The sequence below is a fragment of the Streptomyces sp. P9-A2 genome (genome assembly GCF_036634175.1).
Classification (GTDB): Bacteria; Actinomycetota; Actinomycetes; order Streptomycetales; family Streptomycetaceae; genus Streptomyces; species Streptomyces pratens.
The window spans coordinates 6,959,919-6,985,082 of sequence record NZ_JAZIFX010000001.1; the positions used below are offsets into that span (position 1 = coordinate 6,959,919).

At 71.2% G+C, this 25,164-nt stretch carries 15 protein-coding genes; 10 read left to right on the plus strand and 5 right to left on the minus strand.

The genetic code is table 11. From position 1 onward, the window contains the following. Positions 1 to 3: 3 nt before the first annotated feature. The gene (locus tag V4Y04_RS31485) at positions 4 to 249 is read right to left on the minus strand and encodes a DUF397 domain-containing protein (protein ID WP_332431759.1); all 246 of its coding nucleotides are present in this window, start codon (positions 247 to 249) and stop codon (positions 4 to 6) included. Further along, a complete protein-coding gene (locus V4Y04_RS31490) occupies positions 246 to 1,109 on the minus strand; it encodes a helix-turn-helix domain-containing protein (RefSeq protein ID WP_332431760.1) in 864 nt (287 codons plus the stop codon). The genes V4Y04_RS31485 and V4Y04_RS31490 overlap by 4 nt, the downstream gene beginning before the upstream one ends. 157 nt (positions 1,110 to 1,266) lie before the next feature. Between V4Y04_RS31490 and V4Y04_RS31495 the strand changes: the two genes are divergently transcribed. Together V4Y04_RS31495 and V4Y04_RS31500 are read left to right on the plus strand one after the other, a co-directional pair. Beyond that, positions 1,267 to 1,758 (plus strand): ATP-binding protein, encoded by a 492-nt coding sequence (locus V4Y04_RS31495; RefSeq protein WP_443080112.1) that lies wholly within the window; start codon positions 1,267 to 1,269, stop codon positions 1,756 to 1,758. A 625-nt stretch (positions 1,759 to 2,383) separates the two neighbouring features. Continuing rightward, positions 2,384 to 2,992: a hypothetical protein gene (locus tag V4Y04_RS31500; protein ID WP_332431762.1), complete on the plus strand. Its 609-nt coding sequence runs from the start codon at positions 2,384 to 2,386 to the stop codon at positions 2,990 to 2,992. Between the two features lie 13 nt (positions 2,993 to 3,005). On the opposite strand, the gene V4Y04_RS31505 is transcribed toward V4Y04_RS31500, so the two are convergent. The 3 genes from V4Y04_RS31505 to V4Y04_RS31515 form a co-directional block, all read right to left on the minus strand. Beyond that, positions 3,006 to 4,448 (minus strand): NF041680 family putative transposase, encoded by a 1,443-nt coding sequence (locus V4Y04_RS31505; RefSeq protein WP_332433055.1) that lies wholly within the window; start codon positions 4,446 to 4,448, stop codon positions 3,006 to 3,008. Positions 4,449 to 5,078: 630 nt separating this feature from the next. Beyond that, positions 5,079 to 5,576, minus strand: coding sequence for a hypothetical protein (locus V4Y04_RS31510; RefSeq protein WP_332431763.1), 498 nt, complete (start codon positions 5,574 to 5,576; stop codon positions 5,079 to 5,081). Between the two features lie 133 nt (positions 5,577 to 5,709). Then, positions 5,710 to 6,561 (minus strand): IS5 family transposase, encoded by an 852-nt coding sequence (locus V4Y04_RS31515; protein ID WP_332431764.1) that lies wholly within the window; start codon positions 6,559 to 6,561, stop codon positions 5,710 to 5,712. Positions 6,562 to 7,268: 707 nt separating this feature from the next. On the opposite strand from V4Y04_RS31515, the gene V4Y04_RS31520 reads away from it, so the two are divergent. From V4Y04_RS31520 to V4Y04_RS31555, 8 genes are all read left to right on the plus strand, one after another. Then, positions 7,269 to 8,552 (plus strand): DUF262 domain-containing protein, encoded by a 1,284-nt coding sequence (locus tag V4Y04_RS31520; RefSeq protein ID WP_332431765.1) that lies wholly within the window; start codon positions 7,269 to 7,271, stop codon positions 8,550 to 8,552. Continuing rightward, on the plus strand, positions 8,549 to 9,739 hold the full coding sequence (locus V4Y04_RS31525) for an AAA family ATPase (protein ID WP_332431766.1): 1,191 nt from the start codon (positions 8,549 to 8,551) through the stop codon (positions 9,737 to 9,739). The genes V4Y04_RS31520 and V4Y04_RS31525 overlap by 4 nt, the downstream gene beginning before the upstream one ends. A 94-nt stretch (positions 9,740 to 9,833) precedes the next feature. Further along, positions 9,834 to 10,778, plus strand: a complete 945-nt coding sequence (locus V4Y04_RS31530) for a hypothetical protein (protein ID WP_332431767.1) — start codon at positions 9,834 to 9,836, stop codon at positions 10,776 to 10,778. Positions 10,779 to 10,996: 218 nt separating this feature from the next. After that, positions 10,997 to 17,857 carry a DEAD/DEAH box helicase gene (locus V4Y04_RS31535; protein WP_332431768.1) on the plus strand — a complete coding sequence of 2,287 codons (6,861 nt, stop codon included), beginning with the start codon at positions 10,997 to 10,999 and terminating at the stop codon, positions 17,855 to 17,857. Next, entirely contained in the window at positions 17,854 to 20,241 is a 2,388-nt protein-coding gene (locus V4Y04_RS31540) for a UvrD-helicase domain-containing protein (protein ID WP_332431769.1), read from the plus strand. The genes V4Y04_RS31535 and V4Y04_RS31540 overlap by 4 nt, the downstream gene beginning before the upstream one ends. A gap of 184 nt (positions 20,242 to 20,425) precedes the next feature. After that, positions 20,426 to 22,285 (plus strand): gamma-glutamyltransferase family protein, encoded by a 1,860-nt coding sequence (locus tag V4Y04_RS31545; protein WP_332431770.1) that lies wholly within the window; start codon positions 20,426 to 20,428, stop codon positions 22,283 to 22,285. A gap of 101 nt (positions 22,286 to 22,386) precedes the next feature. Continuing rightward, entirely contained in the window at positions 22,387 to 23,232 is an 846-nt protein-coding gene (locus tag V4Y04_RS31550; RefSeq protein WP_332431771.1) for an inositol monophosphatase family protein, read from the plus strand. 522 nt (positions 23,233 to 23,754) lie between these two features. Further along, entirely contained in the window at positions 23,755 to 25,164 is a 1,410-nt protein-coding gene (locus tag V4Y04_RS31555) for a phytoene desaturase family protein (protein WP_332433056.1), read from the plus strand.

The window sequence follows — 25,164 nt, forward strand, 5'->3', positions numbered from 1 at the left end:
GATTCAGGCGTTGGTCGCGTACGTGAGGAAGTGGGTCCAGGCTCCCGCAGAGACGGCGAGCTGCGCTCCCTGCCGTACCTTCGAGTCGCGGACGTGGACCGTTTCAGGGTGCGATGCCACCTCGACGCAGTCTCCGTCGCCACCGCTGCTGTAGCTGGACTTGTGCCAGGACAGGGCGACCTCGACGCAGTCACCAGAACCGCTGCTGCTGTAGCTGCTCTTGAACCAGTTCAGCTCTGTGGCGCTCATGCCGCTCCTCGCATCCGCTGCAACAAGGCCCGAGAGTCACTCAAGCAGAGGGCCTGTGAGCGCATCCTGGCATATCGCATTTGGAGCGTGCTGACCACCTTCGGGTTCGGGATGAACTGCCCGTACTCCTGCCCCTCGCAGTAGCCGAGCCACTTGTTCTCGGGGGTCTCCAACAGTTGCATGGGGCCGTGCAAACCCGCATGGCTCTCTTGCACCTGTGGAATCACCTGCATCTCGACATTCCGCAGCTCCGCCAGCTCCAGCACATGGTCGATCAGCTCCCGCGTCACCTCCGCCCCGCCCGTCCGCCGCAAGAACAAGTGCTCCTCCAGGATGAAGCTGAACGCCGTGTTCGGGCGATCCCGCAGCAACCGCTGCCGCTCCGCCCTCGCCACCCACTGGGCCTCGATCTGATCGTCGCCCAGCGGTGGCAGTTGGTTCACGAACAGCGTGCGCGCATACGCCTCCGTCTGCAACAGGCCCGGCACCAAGCGGCACTCGTACGTGTAGAGGCTCACCGCCTCCTCCTCCAGCCGGGCCCACTGCCGGAACCAACTCGCCAGCCCAGGTTGCCGCGACAGATGCCGAGCCGCCCCCCGCAGCGCCCCGAACGCGTCCAGGACCTCCTCCGCCCGTTTCACGAAGCCCGACGGCGGGAAGCGCCGGCCCTGTTCGATGGAGGCCACCGTCGGCACCGAGTACTGCACCCTCGGGGCGAACTGTTCCTGTGTCAGGCCCGCCCGTTTCCGGAAGGCCTTGACGACCTCGCCGAACGTCTTCAGGCTGTCCGACACCTCCGGCTCACCGCCACCGCACCCAGGGGCACCCGCCCCACCCATACCGTTGCCGTCCGTCGTCATGTCAGGCCCTCCGTCCACCCGTGCCCTTCCAACCCCGCCAACCACTCCATGGTCACGCACGGTTACTCATACTGTCCATCCCGTGAACCCGTACGCTGATCCCGCGTAGGAGCCGCTGACCTGGTGAACGGCGCCCGGAGCCCGCCACATTGGGGCCATGACGCCAACCGTCCCCCACAGCACGCCGGTTACCGTACGTATGTTCTCCCAGCGGTTCAGCTCCACCCCGCTGGGCGCCCGACTCGCGCGACAGCTCGCGCTGTACCGGCTGGACAGCTGGGGCTACCCCTACGGATCCGCCGTGTCCGACGCCGCCGCCCTGATCGTCGCCGAGCTGGGCGCGAACGCCGTCACGCACGGCCGCGTACCGGGCCGCGACTTCGAGCTCCGGCTCACGCTGTGCGGAGCAGCGGCCTTATGCGACGCCCCCGGGGCAGGCGCCGACCTTGCCCGCGTCCTCCGTATCGACGTCTCCGACACCCGCGGCGAACGCCGCCCGCCCCGCCCCGGCGAGATCGCCGCCCCGGACGCCTCCGCCGTCGGAGGCCGGGGCCTGCTCCTCGTCGAGGCGCTCGCCGACCGGTGGGAGGTTCTGGACCGGCTGCCGGTAGGCAAGACTGTCCGCGCCGAACTGGATCTGCCGCGCTGACGCCCGCGCGATCGGCCGACGGCCCTCCTGCCGGTCCGGACCCCAGGGCTTCGGTGTAGTCGTTTTGATCGTGTGAGGGGATCGCGCTCCGGCGAGGAACGCGCAGGCCGACGTCCGTGCCTGCTGTGTACCGAACCTCGCCCGACATGACGAGACATCAGCGACCGGGCGTCAGCCGACTACGCCGAAGTCCTGACCGAAGAGGGCCCGGCAGTACGCGACTTCCGGTTCGCGCTCCATTCGGAAGCCGCCGGTGGGGGTCTCCGTTGTTGCGTTGCCGGACCATCCGGTTGCTTTCTGCTTCGCTCTTCGAGATGCACGACGAATGGTTCGCCTTACCTCGCAGCCACCTCCGCGGAGGCGATATGGGTGATATCTACCGTAAGCTTTCTTCTGGTTCCTCCGCGCTACTCGACGCACCGAAATGCAACCGCCAGTTGATCTCCAACATCATGACGAGGGATACTGGTTGGCGGATGCGTGTCCCGGCCGAGCGGTACTCGCTTCGGTATCCTCCCGTGCGGGTCCTCGGAGGCCATTTACCCTGAGATTGCTGGGCAGTTGACCTCAAGGTTTCGTGGTAGCGTCCTTGTTCGGAGGGACAGTGCAACCTGAAAGGGAAATCGTGAACACGGAGAAGATCGCCGCTCGCCGCCTCTCGCTGGAAGAGGTGATGAAGCTCGGTGTGAAGGACAGGGTCTTCGTTTCCGCCGACACGGCAGAACTCAAGCTTCCCGACTGCTATGTCCCTGCTTTCCTGACCGAGTCCGGTGAGGATTTCAAGGGCGGCTCGATCACGGCGAGAACCATATTCAAGGAAGAGGTCTCCTGCCTTCCCGACAGCGAGGACGAAGCCGGGATCTACTTGGCCGACGAGGGCGGCTCGGTGACCATCGAGGTCCTCCAGTCCGCCGGTGTCGTGCTGGACCTGACGCTTTTCGTCCCTGGTGCGGACAAGGGGGCCCTCACGGCCCTTTACGCTGCGGCCCGGCAGGCGTTCGGCGCCGACATCGTGCAGATATGGCGCCAGGGCCTCAAAGAGGTTCCCGACGTGAAGGTCGACATCTTCGAGGAGCAGATTCCCCGGGGGCGCAAGGGAGGCGACAGCCCCATGCGTGACCGTCGCGCGATCGACACCTACCCCACCCGTGCGGAATTCGTCGAGTTCTCCGCGGGGCGGAAACTGGTTGTCGAGGTTCACAAGCCGGCTGTTGACGACACCCCGACCATCTGAGCTTGTTCTTTATCTACCAAGATCTTCCGGGCTTGCCGATGGCCTTGAGGGTCTCGGGGCGTTTGACGGTTTTCCCGACGTCGTAGCGGGGTGCCCGGTGTTTGTTCTTGGCGCCGGGTGGCCGTCCGGGACCGGTGCCACGAGGTTTGGGAACACGGCTCGGACAGGCGAGGTGGGCACGGATGTTCCTGAACCCCCGGCGGACCCGGGCCGGGGTGAGCCGACCGAGGGTGGTCGGTTTCTCCCACGGTCGGCGGAGGTCCTCCGCGAGGGGCCGGGCGAGCCGGAGCTGGGTGTGAGCGACGATCAGGAGCCAGGTCCAGCGGTCCGCGGCCTCAGGAGTGCGGAGTTTCGGGGTGGTCCAGCCCAGGGTCTGCTTCGCGAAGCGGAAGGTGTGCTCCAGGTCGAAGCGGCGCAGGAACGCTTGCCAGAAGCGGTCCACGTCGTCCGGGGTGGCGCCAGTCTTCGAGGACCACAACCACACCGGCGGAGCATCCCGGTCTTTGGACAGGTGCTCAACCTTCAGCCGGATCAACGTCACTTCCACCAGGGGAAGTTCGCCCTCATGGTCCAGCCAGGAGGAACGGTGAGTGAGCCGGGGGTGGACCCGGTCCCATGCCTGGGTTTCGGCCTTGCCGTAGTTGCTGGTGTCCGTGATCGTGGTGATTGCGGGCTCCGGCCAGGTCTCCGGCTTGGTGAAGCGGAATTCCGGGCCGTGCTTGGGTGGCCGGCCGTTGACGCCGGGCATTCTCGGTGGCTTTGGTAGACGCATCACGCGGTCGGAGCGGACCCTGCCGACCATCTCAACCGGCAGGTCGCGCAGCACCCAGGCCAGACGGGTCACGTCGTAGCCCGCGTCACTGACGATCACAATGGCAGGATCCCCGGCCTGCCACTGACCAGCGGTGATGAGCCGCTCGACGACACCTCTCAGCTGGTCGGCGGTGACGGCGGTCGCGTCGTCCACCGGACCCAGCCGCACGGCGTCGAGGATCGCGGTCCAGGACGTGGCGCCAGGCTCCAGCACTGCCACGAAGGAGTAGGGCCAGCCCGGAATGAACTGCGACGCTGCCTTTGCGTGACCGTAGACGTGGCAGAACAGGCGCTCTGCCGAGCAGGGCGCGTCCGAGCGAAGCCACGGCGACACATCGACCGCCAGGACCAGACGCCCGCCGTCGAAACGCGGCAGCGACAGCCCGGCCAGCACCGTCTGCAACCGATCGATGTTGATCCTGCCGTGGTTCAGGCCGCCGTACATCGCACCGTGCCCACGCCGATGCTCAGGCAACAGCGTCAAATCCACCGGTGACTTCACCGCACCGTCAGCGCACAGCATCGCGTCCACCAGCTCGAACAACTCGTCGCGCCGAGCGGTCAGACACTCATAGAACTCACCCCGGAAGCGTGACGCATCTGCGAACGCTTCCCTCCGGACAGCATCAGGCAGCAGACTCACCCTCACGGCCTTCGTCGTGGTCACGTGCACCTTGGTCGGAGCACAGGATCAGACGAAGGCCGCCCCCACGTCCGGCGAATCCCCGTGCGAGCGAATCCGTTCGAGACGCCATTCGAGACCGTGGCACCATGTACCGCATGACGACGAACCGAAAGGTCCATGCCGCGTAGACGGCCAGGACAGATCCGTGCCGGCGCCCCTACCGGCCACCGGACAACGGGCGCAAGGCCAGTCATCGACGGCCTGTCTTCGCGTGCACTGTCCGAGATCATCCGTCTCGAGCGCACCCGCAACTATCTGCAGCCAGGCGACGTCAGCGCGGCTGTGGGCCTGTGGAAGGACTACGTCCACCAGCCCGAGCGTGCTCTGTGGCACGACTACGAGTGGGGCAACGTGCACTGGTACTGCTGCGGCAACCCCCTCGAAGCCCGAGCCCTCCTCGACACCGTGATGCAGGCCATATCACCACGAAGCGCCCGCGAACTTAAGAAGGTTGTCAGCCGGTCAGACGCCGTCTGGAACCTTCCGTCCCCGCCCTATGACGCGGACGGTAGATAAAGAACAAGCTGAGAGTGCGTTTGAGATCTCGGGCATGCTCGGGTTCGCCTGGTGACGGCACCCGGGCAGGACTCAGGTGAGGAGCCGGATGGCGGGAGCGTCTTTGCTGGTGGCGAGCGGGTGGTCGCAATGGCCGCACGTGTTGCGTACCGGCCGGATCACGTTGGTCTGGACGCTGAACGTTCCGGACTGTCGGGCCTGAGGGCAGTAGTACCCGAGATGCAGGCGGACCCATGGCGTGAGCGACAGCGCGGTGGCCGCTTGGTTGCGCTTCGTGTCGTGGAATGGCGCCCACCAGTAGTCGACGACGGCCCGCAGTACCGCCCGCTCCCGCTCGTCGGTGATGTCGAAGGCGGCGATCCGGGCCGCGGTGGGGTGTTCGGGGTGCTCCTCATCAGCCGAACACAGGGCGTACTCCTGCCCGTGCTGGAAAGAGGTCGTGCGCCGGGTGCGTTGGCAGATGAAGCAGTCCAGACTCAGCTCCAGCCTTTTTTGCCAATGCAGGTTGTGAAAGCCCTCGCCCTGCAGAGGGCCGGTCAGTTCAGCAGTGATCTCAACGCTTCGCAGCACCGCGCGATCATCCCAGACCGCGGCCGAGACCTCACCTGCGCCGCCGATCCTGTGCGCACCGGCTCTTGCCCGCGTGGATCCGCTGATCCCGCGGACGCTTGACATTGCCCCGCCCCGGCAAATGCCCGCTTCCTCACAAAGCCGCCCGGAAGAGAGGGCGGGGACCTGGTCGAGTGGCTGGTCGGCTGCGGGTGAGCCGACGGACCATGACACCGATCATGGCCCAGCGGATCATAGTCTCGGCATGGGCGGGGCTGGTCTCGTAGTCGCGGGCCAGGCGGCGGTGGGCGGTCAGCCAGGCGAAGGTCCGCTCGATCGCCCACCGCTTGGGTTGGACCCGGAAGCCGCGTTGGCCTGGGTCCTTTCGGACGATCTCCAATTCGCGGCCGAGGATCTGGGCGGTCCAGTCGGCCAGGCGGCCGGCGAAGCCCTGATCGGCCCAAATCTTCCGCACGGGCGGGTGGTCCAGACGTGCCCACAGCAGCGGGCGCTTCGCTCCGTCACGGTCCTGGATGCTCGCGGCTACGACACGGATGGCCAGCAGCAGGCCGAGGGTGTCGGTGACCAGGAACCGCTTGCGCCCCTTGACCTTCTTGCCCGCGTCGAAACCGCGTGTGGCGGCGGGAACGGTGTCAGCACTGCGGACCGACTGCGAGTCGATCAGCCCGGCACTCGGTTCTGCTTCCCTCTCTTCAGCCTGGCGGACCTGGGCGCGCAGAGTGTCGTGGACGCGGACGACGGTGCCCTCGTCGTGCCAGCGCACGAAGTACCAGTACACGGTCTGCCAGGGCGGAAAGTCGTGCGGCAGTTGCCGCCAGGCGCAGCCGGTCCGCACCACATAGAAGATCGCATCCACGATCCGGCGGCGCGGGTGCTTCTCGCGCCGTCCGCCCTTCGGTCCCGTCCGTGGTGGCGGGAGCAGCGGCTCCACCAGCGCCCACTGCGCATCGGTCAGGTCCGACGGATATCCCCCAGTACCGATCACGGCAGGCTCAACGGCCGCTACCGCTATAGGACACGGCAGATCTCAAACACGCTCTGAGGCGGCGTCACCTCGCTGAATCGTCCGGTAATGCGTGGGCGCGTCCTCGCTCCCGGGATGTCCCAAGGGCCCGGCCGGTACCAACGGCGCCACGTCGGTGACGCGGCACGGGGCGACGCACAGGTGAACACATAGCGGGTGAACACATAGCCCGGGTGGGTGGGCCTCGCCTCCGCATACCGGACGCGGCTCAAAGTGTGAGCACCTGGCGGGCAAGTGTCACGTGAGTGCTCAAACGAGCGGCGTGAGGGCAGTTGTGGCCAAAGTGCTCATGCTTTTGGACGGTGTGTCCCGCTCGGGGCGCGGGTGTCCGTCCCGCGGTATCGCGCACGTCGGTGAACCGGTGGGCGACGGCCATCGAGCCGTTGGCGTTGTCGACGTCCGTGACCACTGGCCCCGGTCGCGGACCCGCCGTACTCATGGCGGCGGCTCCATCGAAGCGAGACGGCCCGGGCGATCACCGGGCTGCGGCCGTTTCGGCAACCGGTTCCGAGTGCGCGGCGACTTCTCGACGGGCATCGGTCGACGAGACCGTCCGCGCCGAACCGGACCTGCCGCACTGACGCCACAGCCCGCCGTCTATAGGGTTGGCTGATCGCGGACGCACCGTGTGTGGGCGCGGTCACGGACGAGGGCGGCGACGGGGAGTCATGGCGGGCCTGGAGGACAGCGGCAGCAGGCGGACCGGCGGGGGCGAGCGGGCCAGGGGGTACCAGCGGTATCTGCCGGTCGACGAGGACGACGACCTCGAATTGGCCGGGCTCTTCTCCGAGTACGCGCCGGTCGAGGTCGGTGACGACGGCCGGCCGACGGGCGTCGAACTGGAGGAACCCGCCGACGAGGCCGGTACCGAGGAGGCGCCGGACTCGATCTCGGCGCCCTTCCGGCCCGAGAGCATCAAGATCGACACCCAGTCGACCACCGTCGACCTGCTGCTGTCCCGGCTGCGGGAGGGCATGATCGACCTGGCGCCGGACTTCCAGCGCCGGGCCGGCATCTGGAGCGACGTCCAGCAGAGCAGCCTCATCGAGTCACTGCTGCTGCGCATCCCGATCTCGTCGTTCCACATGGCGCAGGACGAGGAGGACAACTGGGCCGTCGTGGACGGCATCCAGCGGCTGACGGCGATCGCCCGGTTCATGGCGCCGGAGACCGTCGGCATGCCTCCGCTGACGCTGCGGGGGCTGGACTACCTCAAGCAGTTCCACGGCCGCGGGTACGCCGACCTGTCCGGGCGGCTCAAGATCCGGCTGCGCGAGACACAGCTCGTGGTGCACATCATCCAGCAGGGAACGCCGGAGACGGTCAAGTTCAACGTGTTCTCCCGGATCAACACCGGCGGCATGCCGCTGAAGCCGCAGGAGATCCGGCACGCCATGATCGGCGGAGCGGCGCGCAACTACCTCGCCGACCTCGCGGAGGACCCGGCCTTCCTGACCGCGACCGGCGAGAGCGTGTCGAACGAGCGGATGGCGGACCGGGAGATGGTCCTGCGGTTCATGGCGTTCCGCATGAGCGACCCGTCCGAGCACACCGAACGGGACTTCGACCAGTTCCTCGTCGACGCCATGCACCGGATCAACCGGCTGACCCCGGAGCAGCGGGAGCTGCTGGCCATCGAGTTCAGGGCCGCGATGCGCTGTGCGTCGGACCTCTTCGGCGACCACGCCTTCCGGAAGTGGCACGGCAACAGGGCCAAGTCTCCTATCAACAAGGCCCTGTTCGAGGCCGTCGCGGTCAATCTGGCCGTACTCGACGATCACAGGCGTGATCTTTTGGTAGCGTCGCGTGACAGTGTGCTCAAGGGGTTCTTCGGGTTGATGAAGGACTGGGACTTCGACCGCTCCATCTCGGTCGCCACCGGCGACCCGAGGAAGGTGCGGACCCGGTTCGACATGATGAACGAGCTTTTCCAGGGGAGACGGTGGGGATGATCGACCGGCTGGCGCTGACGAACTTCAAGGCCTTCCAGCACGTCGATCTGCCGCTCGGCCCGCTCACCCTGCTGACCGGCCTGAACTCCTCCGGCAAGAGCAGCGTCTTACAGGCCCTCGCGCTGCTGCACCAGTCGTACACCGCCGGCGATCTCGACCGGGCGGACGAAGCGGCCCGGGAGGGGCAGCTGAAGCTCGGCGCGGTGCCCGGTACCGGCTTCCTGCTCAACGGCGAACTGGTCGGCCTCGGCACCGGTCAGGACGTACTGCACGAGGACTTCACCGGTGACGAACCCGAGATCACCCTCGCGGTCAGCGAGGGTGCCTACCGGTACTCCTGGACCGTCGGGTACGAGAAGGAACAGAACCTGCTGCCGTTGGTCAGCGCCGACCTGCCGCTGACCAACGCGGGCACCACACCGCCGCCCGGCGAGGCCGCCGTCATCCCCGGCTACTTCACGGCCGGGTTCCAGTACCTGCACGCCGACCGGATCTCGCCCGCCGAGTTCTACCCGCGCGACCACCACACCGCGATCGGCCGCGGCTTCCTCGGCGTACGCGGCGAGCACACCGTCAACTACCTCCGCCATCACCACGGCAGCAGGGACGGGGTCGTCCCCGAACCGCTGCGGCACCCCGGCAGCAGGGACCGGGGACTGCTCGCCCAGGCCGCCGCCTGGATCGGCGAACTGTGCCCCGGCGTGGACATCCAGGCCGCGGCCATCGAGGGCACCGACGTGGTGCGGCTGTCGTACGGCTTCTCCGGGCCGCGCGGGCCCCGCCGCCGGCCCACCAACGTCGGATTCGGTCTCACCTACGCCCTGCCGATCGTCGTGGCCTGCCTGACGGCCCGGCCCGGGTCCCTGGTCCTGCTGGAGAACCCCGAGGCGCATCTGCACCCGCACGGGCAGACCCGGATGGCGGTCCTCGCCGCGTCCGCCGCCGCGCAGGGCGCACAACTGGTCGTCGAGACGCACAGCGACCACGTCCTCAACGGCGTACGGCTCGCCGTGAAGCAGGGGCTGCTGGCGCCCGAGCGGGCCGTACTCCACTACTTCCGGGGCGACCGCGACGGCTCCGGCGTCGACATCGTCAGCCCCCACATCGACCGGGACGGACGGCTCGACCAGTGGCCCGAGGGCTTCTTCGACGAGCTGGAGAACACGCTGGAGAGGCTGCTCGACTGATGACCCGCCGCCCGGCTGCCGACCGGGCTGCGGCAGCCCGCACACCACGGTGCGGGGAGGGGAACGGCGCGGGGACGACAGCGGAGGGGGAGACGTGCCACAGCTGTTTCTGAACGAGAGATCCTGCGAGTCGGCGTGCGATCCGGGCAGGGCCGACCGGGCCATGACGGACTTCGCCACCGCCGTCCTGAAGGTCTGGCGGAACGACAAACCCGGCACCGTCCTGATCGCGCGGGAACCGGTCACCGGACTCCAGCTCGCGCAGGGCCACCCCATCGGCAAGTGGCACGGCAACCCACGGAACCGGGACGCCTGGAAGCTCATGCTCCAGATGCAGACCAAGTACCCGCACCGGGCGGCCTTCCCCGACGGCGAGGGCTACTACGACATCGAGTACCGCCACGACGGCCGGACGGTGGTGGGGCTGGGGGCGGCCCACCTCATGAAGGGCTTAGGTGTCTCGCTGCCGGTGGAACCCTGCTGGGCCGCCGACCACCTCACCCTGGAGCGGGAACAACTGGTCGAGGAGGAGGGCGACGCGGACGGCTCGGCCGTCAGTGAGGTCCGCGTCCCGCACCTGTCCCTGCCGGACCACTACGAGACGCACCGGGCCTGGATCAAGGAAGGCGCGGACGCGGTCCGCAGAGGCGGACTGGACGCCGTACGCACCGGCGGCGAGCTGTGGCGGGAGCGGGCCCGTCTCTTTCCGCGCCTCCAGTTCCTGCCGCGCGTCGAAGGCGACCTGCTGGGCCTGGCCGAGGTGTGGGTGGGGCCGGTGCGCGAACGCCTCGCCGAACTGGAGGAGGCCGTCTCCACCTGGGACCCGGCCGCCCGGCCCATCGCGCCCGAGTGGAAGTCCGACGTGCGCACCGAGTTCCAGCACCGCCGGAAACTGTGCTGGTTCCCCGACGGCGGACGCGACGAACTCTTCGACTGGCACAGCGAGTTCCTGCCCAAGCCCGGCCGGCTGCACTTCCGGCTGCTGCACGACGAGCGCACCCTGCGCGTCGCGTACGTCGGCCGCAAACTGGGGGTCTGAGCCGCCGCCTCCGGGCACCGCACCGGCCGTCGCACGACCACCGGCCGGATCACCCCCCTGTGCCGTCGCCGCAGGTGGAAGCCGACCGGACGGGACCGCCCGCCGGATCTCCGACTACCTTGGGACCCGCACGGTGCCACGGACGGACCGCGACACCGGCCACCGGCGGACCGCAGCACCGTCGACGAACCACCAGGACCACCGAAGGAGAAGCCGGGGTGCGACCGACCCTCGCCGCCGAACAGGTACGCGACAGCCTGAGCCAGTACCTGTCGACGACGTACGCCCTGGCGGACGAAAGCACCCGGCGCGCCCTGGAACGGTTCCTCGGCGACCCCGACGACGGCATCTTCCGCGGCCCCTACCTGCGCATCCGCACGCCCTTCCGGGCGGCCGAGGACGACAGCTGGCAGCGGCACCTCACCTGGTACCCGCGCGGCTTCCGCCCGCACCGCCACCAGGCCGCCGCCTGGCAGCGCCTGTCGACCCTGAACGGACCGGCCCGGCCCACCCTGGTGACCACCGGCACCGGCTCCGGCAAGACCGAGTCGTTCCTCGTGCCGCTGCTCGACCACTGCCGGCGCGAGCGCGAGGCCGGCCGGGAAGGCGTCAAGGCCGTCCTGCTGTACCCGATGAACGCCCTCGCCACCGACCAGGCCCACCGCATCAACGACCACCTGGACAACCCCCGGGACGCCCGGCTCAGGGACGCCGGAGTCCGCGCCGGCCTGTACATCGGAGACAAGGCGTCCAAGGAGTTCAAGGAAGCCAACCCGCGCATCGCCGTGGACCGGGACGAGATCCGGCACACCCGCCCCGACATCCTGATCACCAACTACAAGATGCTCGACCTGCTCCTCCAGCGGCCCGAGGACCAGCGCCTGTGGCAGTCCGCGGACGGCCCCGCCCTCGCCTACGTCGTCCTCGACGAGTTCCACACCTACGACGGGGCCCAGGGCACCGACGTCGCCATGCTGCTGCGCAGACTCGGCGCCGTCACCGGCCTCGCCGAACCCGGCCGCCCCCTCGGCCCCGTCTGCCCCGTCGCCACCTCGGCCACCCTCGGCGAGGGCACGCCCGGCGCGGGCGGCGGATCCATGCTGGAGGTCGCGGAGCAGGTCTTCGGGACGCCGTTCCCCGAAGACGCCGTGGTGGGCGAAAGCCGCGCCAGTGTCCAGGAGTTCGCGGGAGAGAGCGACTTCAGGCTGCCGTTCCCGTCGCCGCAGGAGGTGGACGGGCTCGGCGACCCCACCCGCGACCGCGAGGCCCTCGACCAGCTCGCCGCCGCGTTCACCGGCAAGAGCGGGCTCGGCCCCGAGCAGCTCGGCCGCGAACTGCGCCGCCACCGGCTCACCGCCGCCGTCCTGGAGATCCTGGACGGCCGCCCCCGCACCATGGCCGAGATCATGGAGGTACTGCCCCGGTACGCCTACCACTGGGGCGTGGCCGTCCAGCAGAACCCGGCCGTCGCCGCCCGCGCCCTCGCCCGCTACGTCGCGCTCCTGTCCACCGCCCGCGAGCCCGGCCGCCCCGACCGGCCGCTGCTGTCCATCGAGATCCACCACTGGGTGCGGTCCGTCTCCCGCGTCCTGCGCGGAATCAGCGCCTCCCGCGCGGAGTTCCGGTGGGACGACGAGCAGGTCGCGGCCGGCGGAGCCCTCGTCCGAAGCGGCGGCGGGACCGCCGTGGGGGCCGCGGGCCAGGGCGCCCCGCCCACCGGGAACGCCGCCGACGGACTGGAGACCGTTCCGGCCGGGGACAGCGCCACGCCGCCCGCCCAGGTCTTCCTGCCCGCCGTCTTCTGCCGCGAGTGCGGACGCTCGGGCTGGGCCGCCCTGTCCCCGGAGGCCGACCCGGCCGAACTGGACATGAACGCCACCAAGATCCGCCGGGCCTCGGTGAGCCGGGACAAGCGCCGCGTGCGCAACCTCATCGCCGCCACCCCGCACCAGGCGTACGAGGCGGCCTTCGCCGTCGAGAAACCCCGCAGCGGTCCCACCGTCATGGTCCTCGACGGCCTCACCGGCCGGCTGCGGCCGCTGTCGCCCGACACGGACTTCGAACCGCCGTCCGACGACGGCGCCCCCCGCGCGCCGAAAACCCTGCACGACAGCGCCTTCGTCGTCACCGACCTCTCCGACGACCGGGCCGCGCTGGGCGACCAGTGCCCGGCCTGCCGCACCTTCAACGCCATCCGCTTCCTCGGCACCGGACTCGCCGCCCTGGCCGCCGCCTCCATCACCCAGCTGTTCACCGGCGGCGAGCTCGACAAGAACCTCAAGGAGAACAAGACCCTCCTGTTCAACGACTCGGTGCAGGACGCCGCCCACCGCGCCGGATACGTCGCCAACCGCTCCTACACCTTCTCCCTGCGCGCCCTGCTCGCCGGCCACATCGACGAGGACGAGCCGATCGCGCTCAGCGACCTGGCGGCCGACCTCATCGCCGACGTCGTCGACAGCAAGGCCGTCCGCGCCGCCGTCATCCCACCCGACCTGCACGTCGTCCGCGGTGTCGACACCCTCCTCGCGGGCCGCGGTCACGGATCGCGGGCCACCTGGGAGCTCATCGCGCAGCGGCTCGCGTTCTCGGCCGTCCTGGAGTTCGGACTCCGTTCCCGGCAGGGCCGGACCCTGGAACTCACCCGCACCGTCGCCGCGGACGTCCCCCTGGCCGACCCCGACGCCGTCGCCGACATCGTCCGCGAACTGCTGCACACCACCCCCGGCGACATCGCCCTGGCCGACGGCTCCCTGCCCGGACCCGACGACTGGACCGGCCACGTCCGCGGCCTCCTGGAACGGCTGCGCACCCGCGGCGCCGTCCGGCACGCCTGGCTGGACCCCTGGATCGACCAGGCCGGAGTGCGCCGATGGGCGGTCTGGGGCGGACGCCCCGCCGGCATGCCCGCCTTCCCGCCCGGCGTGTCCGCGCCCGCCTTCCTGCTCGGCGGCCCCAAACAGGGCAGCGACGACTTCGACGTCGTCACCGGCCGGCTCGGCTGGTACCAGGACTGGGCCCGCCGCAGCCTCGGCCTGCGCCCCGACGCCGCCAACGCCTTCCTCGTACGGCTGCTGCCCGCCCTCGTCGACGCCGGCGTCCTGTCGGCCCGTACCAGCAAGGACGGCACCACCCGCGTGTACGGGCTCCAGCCCGGCCACGTGCACGTGCGCAAGCTCGCCGACGACACGGTCGCGGACGCCTCCGCGCACTGCCCCCGGTGCTCCTGGCAGCAGACCGTCCACCCCGACCTGGCCGGCCAGTGGCACGGCAGGCCCTGCCCGCGCTACCGCTGCGGCGGACACCTGCGCACCGGCCAGGACCTGGAGAGCGGCGTCCGGCGGCGGGACTACACCGAGGACTTCTACCGGCGGATGTACCGGGAGGCCGGAGTCTTCACCATCAACACCGCCGAGCACACCGGCACCCTCAGCCGCCCCAAACGGGAAGCGGTCGAGAAGGCGTTCCGGGCGGGCACCGACGCCCACTACGCCAACCCCCAGGTCCTGTCCTGCACCCCGACCCTGGAACTCGGCATCGACATCGGCGACCTGTCCGCCGTGGTCCTCGCCTCCCTCCCCAAGGGCCCCGCCAACTACGTGCAGCGGGTGGGCCGCGCGGGCCGCGCCACCGGCAACGCCTACCTGCTCACCATGGTCGACCGCGGCCCCCGGGACCGCTACTACCTCGACGACCCCCGGCAGATGATCGCCGGAGACATCCGGCCGCCCGGCTGCTTCCTGTCCGCCGTGGAGATCCTGCGCCGCCAGTACACGGCGCACCTGCTGGACCTGGTGGCCGCGGGACGCCTGCCCTCCGCTCCGGAGGACGGGGACGGGCCGGTCCGCCCGAGGCCGCACCTGGCCGCCGACCTCTTCGGCGCGTCCGCCTGGCAGGCCGAGTTCCAGCGGGCCGCCCGCGCCGCCGGACCCCGCCTGGTGGAGACCTTCCTCGGCTACTTCCCGCCCTGGGACGAGGCCCGCGGCACGGGCGTGAGCCCCCAGGCCGCCGACGAGCTGCGCCACTACGCGGCCACCGGCCTGGCCGACGCCCTGGACCGGGCCCGCCGGCAGTGGGAGGACCGGCGCGGCGAACTGCAACGCCGTATGCAGGACATCGACGCCGCGCACCGCGCGCTGGTGGCGGGCGACCCCGAACACGAACGGCAGGGCAGGGAACTGCGCGCCGAACGGCGCGCGGTCGCCCGCCGCTCCGGCGAACTCGGCCGCGAGACCGCGCACGGCGCGCTCGTCGACCTCGGCCTGCTGCCCAACTACAGCCTCGTCGACTCCGTGACCGAACTGGAGGCCACCCTCACCTGGCGCGAGGAGGCACCCGGCCAGGACGGCGGGGCCCGTGAGGTCCAGCACCGCAGCAAGGTGCTCAAGTACGACCGCTCGGCCCGCCTCGCCCTGGAGGACCTCGCACCCGGCAACCACTACTACGTCCAGGGCTACAAGCACCGCATCACCGGCCTCGACGTCGGAAGCCCCGGCCGCCCCTCCTGGCTGTGGTGGCGGATCTGCCCCGACTGCGGACACGTCCGCACCCACCGGGCGCAGCAGGACTCCACCGCCTGCCCGCGCTGCCGCTCCGCCGCCATCGGCGACATCGGATGCCTGCACAAGGTGCTGGTCCCGCACCGCGTCCTCGCCCGCGACCAGCGCGACGACGTACGGGTCCGCGACGACACCGACGAACGCGAACGGCGCCACTACACCGTGATCCCCGCCGTCGACATCCCGCGCGAGCACATCGACTCCGCCTGGCAGCACCACAAGGCCACCTTCGGCTGGGAGTTCAGCCGACGGGCCGTCATCCGGCACATCAACGTCGGCACCTCCCGCGTGGACACCGGAACCGACGACGCCTTCGCCGGCCGCCGTGTCCGGATCAACCCCTTCTGGGTCTGCGACGCCTGCGGCTTCGCCGACGCCGACGGCGGGCCCGCCGCCCAGCAGCAGGACAGCCTCGTACCGGTCAACGCCACGAAGTACCACCGGCCCTGGTGCCCCCGGCTGCGCGACGGCGTCGACAGCACCCGGCAGACCCAGCAGGGCGTGAGACTGCTGCTCGCCCACGAACTGCGCAGCGAGGCCCTGCGCATCCTGATCCCGGCCGTCACCGCCCACACCGCCGAACGCCTCGCCTCCTTCAAGGCGCTGCTGCTGGCCGGCATCGCCCGCAGCTACGGAGGCGACCCCGACCACCTGGCCGTGGTCACCGACTCGATGCCCGAACCGGGCGGTGACGGCGACGTCCGCAGGCACTTCCTCGTCCTGTACGACACCCTGCCCGGCGGCACCGGCTACCTCCACCGCCTCGCCGGCCCGGACGGCCTGCACGACGTACTGACCCGCGCCCGCCAGGCGATCGAGAGCTGCGTCTGCGTCACGGAGGGCCGGCCCGCCTGCCACCGCTGCCTGCTGCGGCACGTCGCCGACAACGAGTACGAACTGGTCTCCCGCGAACACGCCCTGGACATGCTCGGCGAACTGCTCGGCCGGACCGGCGAGGGCTGGCACGCCGAGGAAGCGGACACCACCCGGGACATCTCCCTGGTCCGGCAGGTCGAGAGCGAACTCGAAGCGCTGTTCCGGCGCGGACTGCTCGACTGGGCGAAGGACGACGACGACGTCAGCGTGCGCACCTCGCAGAGCCCGGACGGGGAACGCGACACCACCCTGCGCTTCACGGCGCCCGACGGCACGGTCAGCGGCTGGCGCATGGAGACCCAGACCGACCTCGGCTTCACCGTGCCCGACGTGGTCTTCCGCAGCCTCGACGACGACCGGCGGCGGGTCGCCGTCTACCTCGACGGCTACCGCTACCACGCGAGCCCCGAACACAACCGCGTCGCCGCCGACGCCGCCAAACGCACCCGGCTGCGCTCCGGGCACGGCTGGCAGGTCTTCCAGCTGACCTGGGACGACGTCAGGGCCTGGACCGGCCGGAGCAAACCACCCCTGGACCCGGTGTGGGAGCCCTACCGGAACACCGCGCAAAAGACAGCGTCCGACCTTCACCGGCGCATGCACGGCGGCGACCCGCGTGACCTGCCGCGCTTCGTGTGGAACAACCCGGTCAACACCCTGATCGGCTACCTCACCACCCCCGACCCAGGAGTCTGGCGGCGGCGCGTGCAGAGCGCCCTCGCCGGATTCGCCGCGGTCTCGGCGACCAGCCGGGCCCTGGCCGACGGACCGCGGACCGCCGAACGCGTCGCCGAGGCGCTGGCCGGCAAACGGCTGGCCGGCGGACGCGGGGGCGTACAGGTCATGGCGACCCGGGACGGCAGCGGCTGCCCCCTCACCATCGCCCTCGACCTGCGCCGCGGGCAGGCCGCGGCGGTGTGGACCGCCCTGACCGTGCTCGACGACGGCGCCGAGACCATCGCCGCCGACGAGAACGCGCACCGCAGGCGCTGGCAGGCCTGGCTGTACTGGTCCAACCTGCTCCAGTTCCTCAACGACGGCGAGGGCGACGGCGTGCAGCTGGTGAGCAGCGCTCTGTCCGGCTTCGACCCCGTGGAACTCGCCGTGACCGGTGGCGCGGGCTGGCTCCAGTCGCGCCGGCAGGCCGCCGGGCAGGAGACGCGCGCCGCGTCGTCCCCGGACGCCAGCACCGCCGAGAAGGAGGCGAGCGCCCCCGCCGGGACGGTGAAGGACCCCGCCGAAGCCGTGGCCGACCAGGGCGGAGCCATACGGGACCCCGCCTGGGACGAAGTGCTCGCCTATCTCGTCGACGAACCCGGTCTCGCCGAGCTGGCCGAGGGACTGGCCGCCGGGGGCGTGCCGGCACCCGTGGCGGGATTCGAACTCGGCCAGGACGCCTGGCCCGCCGAACTGGCGTGGCCCGCGCACCGCGTCGGCGTCGTCCTGGCCCCCCTGTCGGACGCGGAGGGCGAACCCGATCCGGACGACGTGCGCCGCGACGAGGCGTACGCGCGGGCCGACTGGCTGGTCCGCCCCGCGACCGGGTGGACCGTCGAGGAACTGGCGCACGCACTGACCGGCCCGCCTCCCGGCCCCCACGCCGCACCGGATGACCTGAACGACCCTGAGGAGCAAGCACGATGACCGGCACCGGCCCCGGCACGCCGACCAAGAGCGTGACCCTGCGGCTGCTCGACAAGGCGGACAAGGAGATCGTCAAGCTGGACCGGGCGATCGTCGGCGCGGTGTACAAGTTCCAGCACGAGTTCCGCAAGAACCCCGAGGCGGGCGGCTTCGACCTCAAGCAGCTCAAGGGACACGACCGGCTCTGGTCGGCGCGCGTCAACCGCGAGTACCGCGCCCTCCTGCTCCGCCTGGCCGGCGACGACTGGCTCCTCGTCTCCGTCAAGCACCGCGGTCACGTCCACCGCAACCTCGACCGGCTCACGTACGGCATCAACCAGGTGACCGGCGCGATCGAGTACGTGGACCTCCAGGTCGTCGAGGAAGGCGTGCTGCGGCCGACGGCGCCCACGGCCCAGGCGTCCCCCGCCGAGCCGTCCCCGGCGTTGCCCCCGGCACTGTCGCCCCCGCCGGCCGAGCCGCGGCCCGAGAGCGAGCCGCGGCCCGAGAGCGAGCCGCGGCCCGTGGCCGAACCGGGGCCCGTTGCCGACGACGAAGCCCGGCTGTTCTCCGAGTTCACCGCGGAACAACTGGCTGATCTGGGCGTCGCGGAACCCCTCGTCCCCATAGTCCTCAAGCTGACCACGGACGACGAACTCCTGGGCCTGGCCGAGTACGCGCCCCGGCACACGGGGGAGGTGCTCCTGAGGCTCCGTGACGGCGTCCCCTACGACCAGGTCATGCAACAGGTCACCGACCCGCTCACCGGCCGGCGCGACGACGGGGCGAGGGAGCCGGTCGACACCGACGACTGGCAGACCGCCGTCGAACGTTCGCAGACCGTGGTGATCACGGACGACGCCTCCCTCCAGAGCATCATCGAGGAAGGCGACTTCGGCCGGTGGAAGGTGTTCCTGCACCCCACCCAGGAGAAGCTCGTCCACCGCGCCTACTCCGGCCCGGCCCGGGTCAGCGGAGGCCCCGGCACCGGCAAGACGATCGTGGCCCTGCACCGGGTCAAACACCTCGTCGACCGCCTGCCCCCCGGCCACACCAAGCCCGTCCTGCTCACCACGTTCAACCGGAATCTCGCAGCCGACCTGCGCACCCGCCTGATGTCGCTCGGAGGCCCCGAAACGCTCGCCCGGGTCGACATCACCCATGTGGACCAGCTGGCGACGAGGGTGGTCAGCGAGTCCGCCCCCGGCAGCGGCAAGCGCCGCATCGACGACGCGCAGGCGCTGCTCGAATGGCGCCAACTCCTGCTGGAGACGGGCGAGAACCGGTGGGACGCCGAATTCCTGAGCGACGAGTGGAACCAGGTCATCCTCGGACAGGCCGTCGCCTCCCGCTCCGAGTACTTCCGCGCCCGGCGCGCCGGGCGGGGCCGCAGCGTCACCCGCCCCGACCGCGCGGAGATCTGGCAGCTCGCCGAGCGTTTCACGCAACGGCTGGAAGTGAGCGGCCTGGAAACGTACCGCCAAGTCGCCGAACGCGCCGCCCAACTGGAGATCGCCCGTCGGCACAAGATCGAGGAGCGCAGGAAGCGACAGGAGGAGAACGCGGGCCCCGGCAAAATCCACGCCGAGTCGGGGACCGGAGCCTGGCTGCGCCACCGCTACCGGCACATCGTCGTGGACGAGGCCCAGGACCTGAGCCCCGCCCACTGGAAGATGCTCCGCGCGATGGCCCCGCAGGAACCGGACGACCTCTTCCTGGTCGGCGACACCCACCAGCGCATCTACGACAACCAGGTCACCCTCGGCAGCCTGGGCGTCCACATCCGCGGCCGGTCGGCCAGGCTCACGCTCAGCTACCGCACGACCCACGAGATCCTCAAGTCGGCGACCCACCTGCTGGACGGCACGGACTACGACGACCTCGACGGCGGCACGGACGACCTGGGCGGGTACCGGTCGGTGCTGCACGGGATGCGTCCATGGCTGCGCGGTGCCGAGAGCTGGGACGGTGAGCTCGACCTCGTGGCCGAGCAGGTGCGGGCCTGGCACCACGTCGCTCGTGAGTCCGTCGCCGTCTGCGTGCCCACGAACGACATGGCGGACGACGTCGTGGGCCGGCTCGCCCGGCGCGGCATCGTCGCGACGAAGATCACCTCCGATGGCCCCAAGGGCGGCGAGGGCGTCCACGTCGGCACCATGTACCGCTTCAAGGGGCTGGAATACCGGTGCATGATCATCGCCGGTGTCTCCGAGGGCAAGGTCCCCCGCTCGTCCGTGGACGCCTGGGAGAGCACCGACAGAACACGCCATCAGCGTGAACTGCGACGAGCCCGCTCACTGCTCTTCGTCGCCGCCACCCGGGCCCGGGACGCCCTGGTCATCACCTGGAGCGGCGAACCGAGCCGCTTCCTGCGACCACTGAGGGCGCCGGGAGCGAACGGCTGAGCGGGAGGACGGGGCCCGCCCGCCGCGGTGGCCGCAGGTTTTTCCACCGGCGTCGGTGTCAGCCACACATCGTCCGCAGACGCTTCGGCGGACCACACGTCCGCCACCGAAACTCCCCGGACTCTCCCCGGCGCGGGCAGAGAGGACGGGCAAGGTCGTCGGCACGCACACACCGAGGTGAGAGATGCAGTTCACCACCCGCCCCACCCTTCAGGGCACCTTCGGCATGGTGTCGTCCACGCACTGGCTGGCGTCCCAGTCGGCCATGGCCGTCCTGGAGGGCGGAGGCAACGCGTACGACGCGGCCGTGGCGGGCGCCTTCGTGCTGCACGTCGTCGAGCCGCACCTCAACGGACCGGCCGGCGAGGTGCCCATCCTGCTCGCGCCCGCCGGCGGCGAGGTGCGGGTGCTGTGCGGGCAGGGCGTCGCACCGGCCGGGGCGAGCGCCGCCCACTACCGGGCGCTCGGCCTGGACCTCGTCCCGGGCACCGGACCGCTCGCCGCCGCCGTGCCCGGCGCCTTCGACGCCTGGATGCTCCTGCTGCGCGACCACGGCACCCGCTCCCTCGCCGATGTTCTCCGGTACGCCGTCGGATACGCCGAGCATGGACACGCGCCCGTGGAGAACGTCGGCGGGACCGTCGAGACCGTACGGGAGCTGTTCGAGACGGAGTGGACCTCCTCGGCACAGGTGTACCTGCCCGGCGGCAGGGCGCCCCGCCCCGGCGAGCTGCTGCGCAACCCCGCCCTCGCGGCCACCTGGCGGCGGCTGCTGGCCGAGGTCGCCGGGGCGGGCGGCCGGGAGGCGCAGATCGACGCCGCGCGGGAGGTGTGGCGCACCGGCTTCATCGCCGAGGCCCTGGTCCGTCAGGCCGGGCGGCCCACCCTGGACACCAGCGGCGAGCACCGCACCGGCACGCTGACCGCCGCCGACCTCGCCGGCTGGTCGGCGACGTACGAGACCCCGGCGACGTACGACTGGAACGGCTGGACCGTGTGCAAGGCGGGCCCCTGGAGCCAGGGCCCCGTCCTGCTCCAGCAGCTCGCCCTGCTCCCGCCGGAACTGCCCCCGTACGGCTCCGCCGACTACACGCACCTGCTGATCGAGGGCAGCAAGCTGGCCATGGCCGACCGGGAGGCCTGGTACGGGGACGCGGCCGAGGTGCCGCTCGACGACCTGCTGTCGGCGGAGTACAACGCCGAGCGGCGCACCCGGGTGGGACCCCGGGCCTCACAGGTGCTGAGGCCGGGCAGTCCCGGCGGGCGCACCCCGCGACTGAGCGCGCAGGCACGCGCGGCGGCCGCCGGCGCGGGCGGCCCGCGCGAGGCGGGGGGCCGGAGGAGGGACGCCGTCGTGCCGGGTGTCGGCGAACCGACGGTCGCCAAGCACCCCACGTCCCCCGTGCCGGGCGAACCGGAGGTCTCCGGCGACGGGGCCACCCGGGGCGACACCTGCCATCTGGACATCGTCGACCGCTGGGGCAACATGGTCGCGGCCACCCCGAGCGGCGGCTGGCTCCAGTCCAACCCGGTCGTGCCCGAACTCGGCTTCCCCCTCGGCACCCGGCTCCAGATGACCTGGCTGGAGGACGGACTGCCCAACACGCTCACGCCGGGACGCCGTCCCCGCACCACCCTCACCCCGTCCGTCGCCCTGCGCGACGGGGTGCCGGTGATGGCGTTCGGTACGCCCGGCGGGGACCAGCAGGACCAGTGGCAGCTGCACTTCTTCCTCGCCGTCGCGCTGCGCGGCCCGGTCCGCGGCGGGCTCGACCTGCAGGGCGCGATCGACGCCCCGAACTGGCACCACGACAGCTTCCCCGGCTCCTTCTACCCGCGCGGAACGCGCCCCGGCAGCGTCACCGTGGAGTCCCGGACGGACCCGGCGGTGGTGCGGGAGCTGCGGCGCCGGGGCCATGAGGTGACGGTCGGCGAGGCCTGGTCGGAGGGCAGGCTGTGCGCGGTCGCCCGGGATCCGGCCACGGGGGTGCTCTCGGCGGCGGCGAACCCGCGCGGCATGCAGGGCTACGCGGTGGGCCGCTGAGCCCATACCCGGTCGGGCCGAGGACCCATATTCATACGGATACCACCTGGAGTGCACCGAACGGGTGGGGTTTGTCAGTGGGGCATGTTCTCATGGGAGGCATGATCAAGGACAACGAAACCATCGAAGAGTTTCTCGCACAGCACGCCGTCGACGTGGAGGACGCCGTCCGCAAGGCGGCCGCACAGGAGATCATGCCGCGCTGGCGCCGGCTCGCCGACCACGAGGTCGACCGCAAGTCCGGCCCGCACGACCTGGTGACCGACGCCGACCGGCAGGCCGAGCTGTACCTCACCGACGCGCTGCTCGCCCTGCTGCCCGGCTCGGTCGTGGTGGGCGAGGAGGCGGTGCACGCCAACCCGGCGTCGTACGAGGAGATACGCGGCGAGGCGCCGGTGTGGATCGTCGACCCGGTCGACGGCACCCGGCAGTTCGTGCACGGCGACAGCGGATTCTGCACCCTGGTCGCCCTCGCGCTCGGCGGAGTCGTCCACGCCTCGTGGACGTTCGCCCCGGTCCACGAAGAACTCGCCACCGCCGTAAGGGGACAGGGCGCTTTCCTCGACGGCGTGCGGCTGCACGCCGGTTCCCCGGACCCCGACCGCGACCTGCGCGTGGCCACCTCCCACCCGGACTTCACGACGGACGACCAGAAGCGCTCCCTCCTCGGCCTGAGGACGGACGGCGTGGCACCCCGCGCCTGCGGCTCGGCCGGACTGGAGTACCTGGCCGTCGCCCGCGGTGAGTCGGACGCCACCGCCTTCTGCTGGGAAGCCGCCTGGGACCACGCGGCGGGCCTGCTCCTCGTCGAGGAGGCGGGCGGCGCCCACCTGACCCGCGCCGGCGAGCCCTTCCGCATCACGGGCGGCAACGACCTCCCCTTCACCGCGGCCCGCGACGAGGCCACGGCCCGCCGGGTGACGGGACTGCTGTCGGCCGGAGCCTGACCACGAGGTCCGCCGCGCCGGGCGAGGTGGTGAGGCGCGGGGGACGGCCTTTCGACCTGCGGCACCGGCAGCGACCGGCCGGGGACGGGTTGCCACAGGGCGCGCCCTTCGTCGTCGGGTCCGTACCGGCACCGGGCGTCGTCGGCACAGGACGCCCGCACCGGGCAGGGGACACCTCGGCCACCGCGTCACGCGGCGGAGGCCACCCGGGAGCGGGAGGTCACTTACGACCTCACCCGCGATGGCGAGCGGGCTCCCGACGCCCCGCGGCTTCGCCTCCGGCGTTGTCGTCGGTCGCGATGGCTCCGCCATCACTCCCTCCTCCGCCTTGGATACGAAGCCGCATGACGCCGCTCGCCGATCCACTCCCCATCGCGGGTGAGGTCGTTAGGGCCGGGAGATCGCCAGGGGCCGGGAGAGTGTCGGCGCCCCGGCATATCCTGGGTCTCCCGATCGCTCTCGATCGCCCCCGGCCGCCTCCGGGTGCCGTCGGCCGACGAAGGAGTTCCGAAGGTGGTGTCGATGCTCGATGTGGTCGTGGTGGGCGCGGGGCCGAACGGACTGACCGCCGCCGTGGAACTGGCCCGGCGCGGTTTCTCCGTCGCGTTGTTCGAGGCGAGGGGCACCGTCGGGGGCGGCGCCCGCACCGAGGAACTGACCCTGCCCGGCTTCCGGCACGACCCGTGCTCCGCGGCCCATCCGCTGGGCATCAACTCGCCCGCCTTCCGGGCCCTCCCGCTGGAGCGTCACGGCCTGGAGTGGCTGCACGCGGACCTGCCCATGGCCCACCCCTTCCTCGACGGCACGGCGGCCGTGCTGTCCCGGTCGGTCGGCGAGACGGCCGCCTCCTTCGGCCCGCGCGACGCCGGACCCTACCGACGTCTGGTGCAGCCCTTCCTGCCCCGATGGGACACCCTGGCCCGCGACTTCATGTCCCTGCCGCTCACCGCGCTGCCCCGCGACCCGATCGGCCTCGCCCGCTTCGGCCTCGCCGGACTCCAGCCCTCCACCTGGCTGATGCGCCGCTTCCGCGACGAGCGGGCCAAGGCCCTGTTCGCCGGACTCGTCGCCCATGTGATGGCACCCCTCGGCGGCTTCGCCACCGGCGCCGTGGGCCTGGTCTTCGCCCTCGCCGCGCACGCCCGCGGCTGGCCCGTCGCCCGCGGCGGCTCCCAGGCCATCTCGGACGCCCTCGCCGGCTACCTGCACGACCTCGGCGCCGCCGTCCACACCGACTACGAGGTCAAGCGGCTCGACGACCTGCCGCCGGCCCGCGCGTACGTCTTCGACACCTCGCCCACCGCCCTCGCCCGCATCGCCGGCTTCGGCGACCACTACGCGAACTACCGCTACGGCCCCGGCGTCTTCAAGCTCGACTACGCGCTGGACGGCCCCGTGCCGTGGACCGCGCCCGAGGCCCACAGGGCCACCACCGTGCAGATCGGCGCGGACAGTGCCGAGATCGGCGCCGCCCTGCGCGCCGCGTCCCGGGAAGGCCGTGCCCCCGACCGGCCTTTCCTCATCACCGTGCAGCCCAGCGTCGCCGACCCCACCCGGGCACCGGCCGGCAAGCAGGTCTTCTGGGCCTACGGCCATGTCCCGAACGGCTGGACCGGCGACCTGACCGACGCCGTGGAACGCCAACTGGAACGCTTCGCCCCGGGATTCCGCGACCGCGTCCTGGCCCGCGCCACCGCGGGCCCGCCCCAACTCGCCGCCCGCAACGCCAACTACGTCGGCGGCGACATCGGCTCCGGCGCCGCCAGCGGCCTCCAGCTCCTGCTGCGCCCCAAGCTCTCCCTGTTCCCGTACTCCACCCCGCACCCGGCCGTGTTCATCTGCTCGTCGGCCACCCCGCCCGGCCCCGGCGTCCACGGCATGTCCGGGCACAACGCGGCGAAGGCCGTCTGGAGGAGGCTGCGGCAGACATGA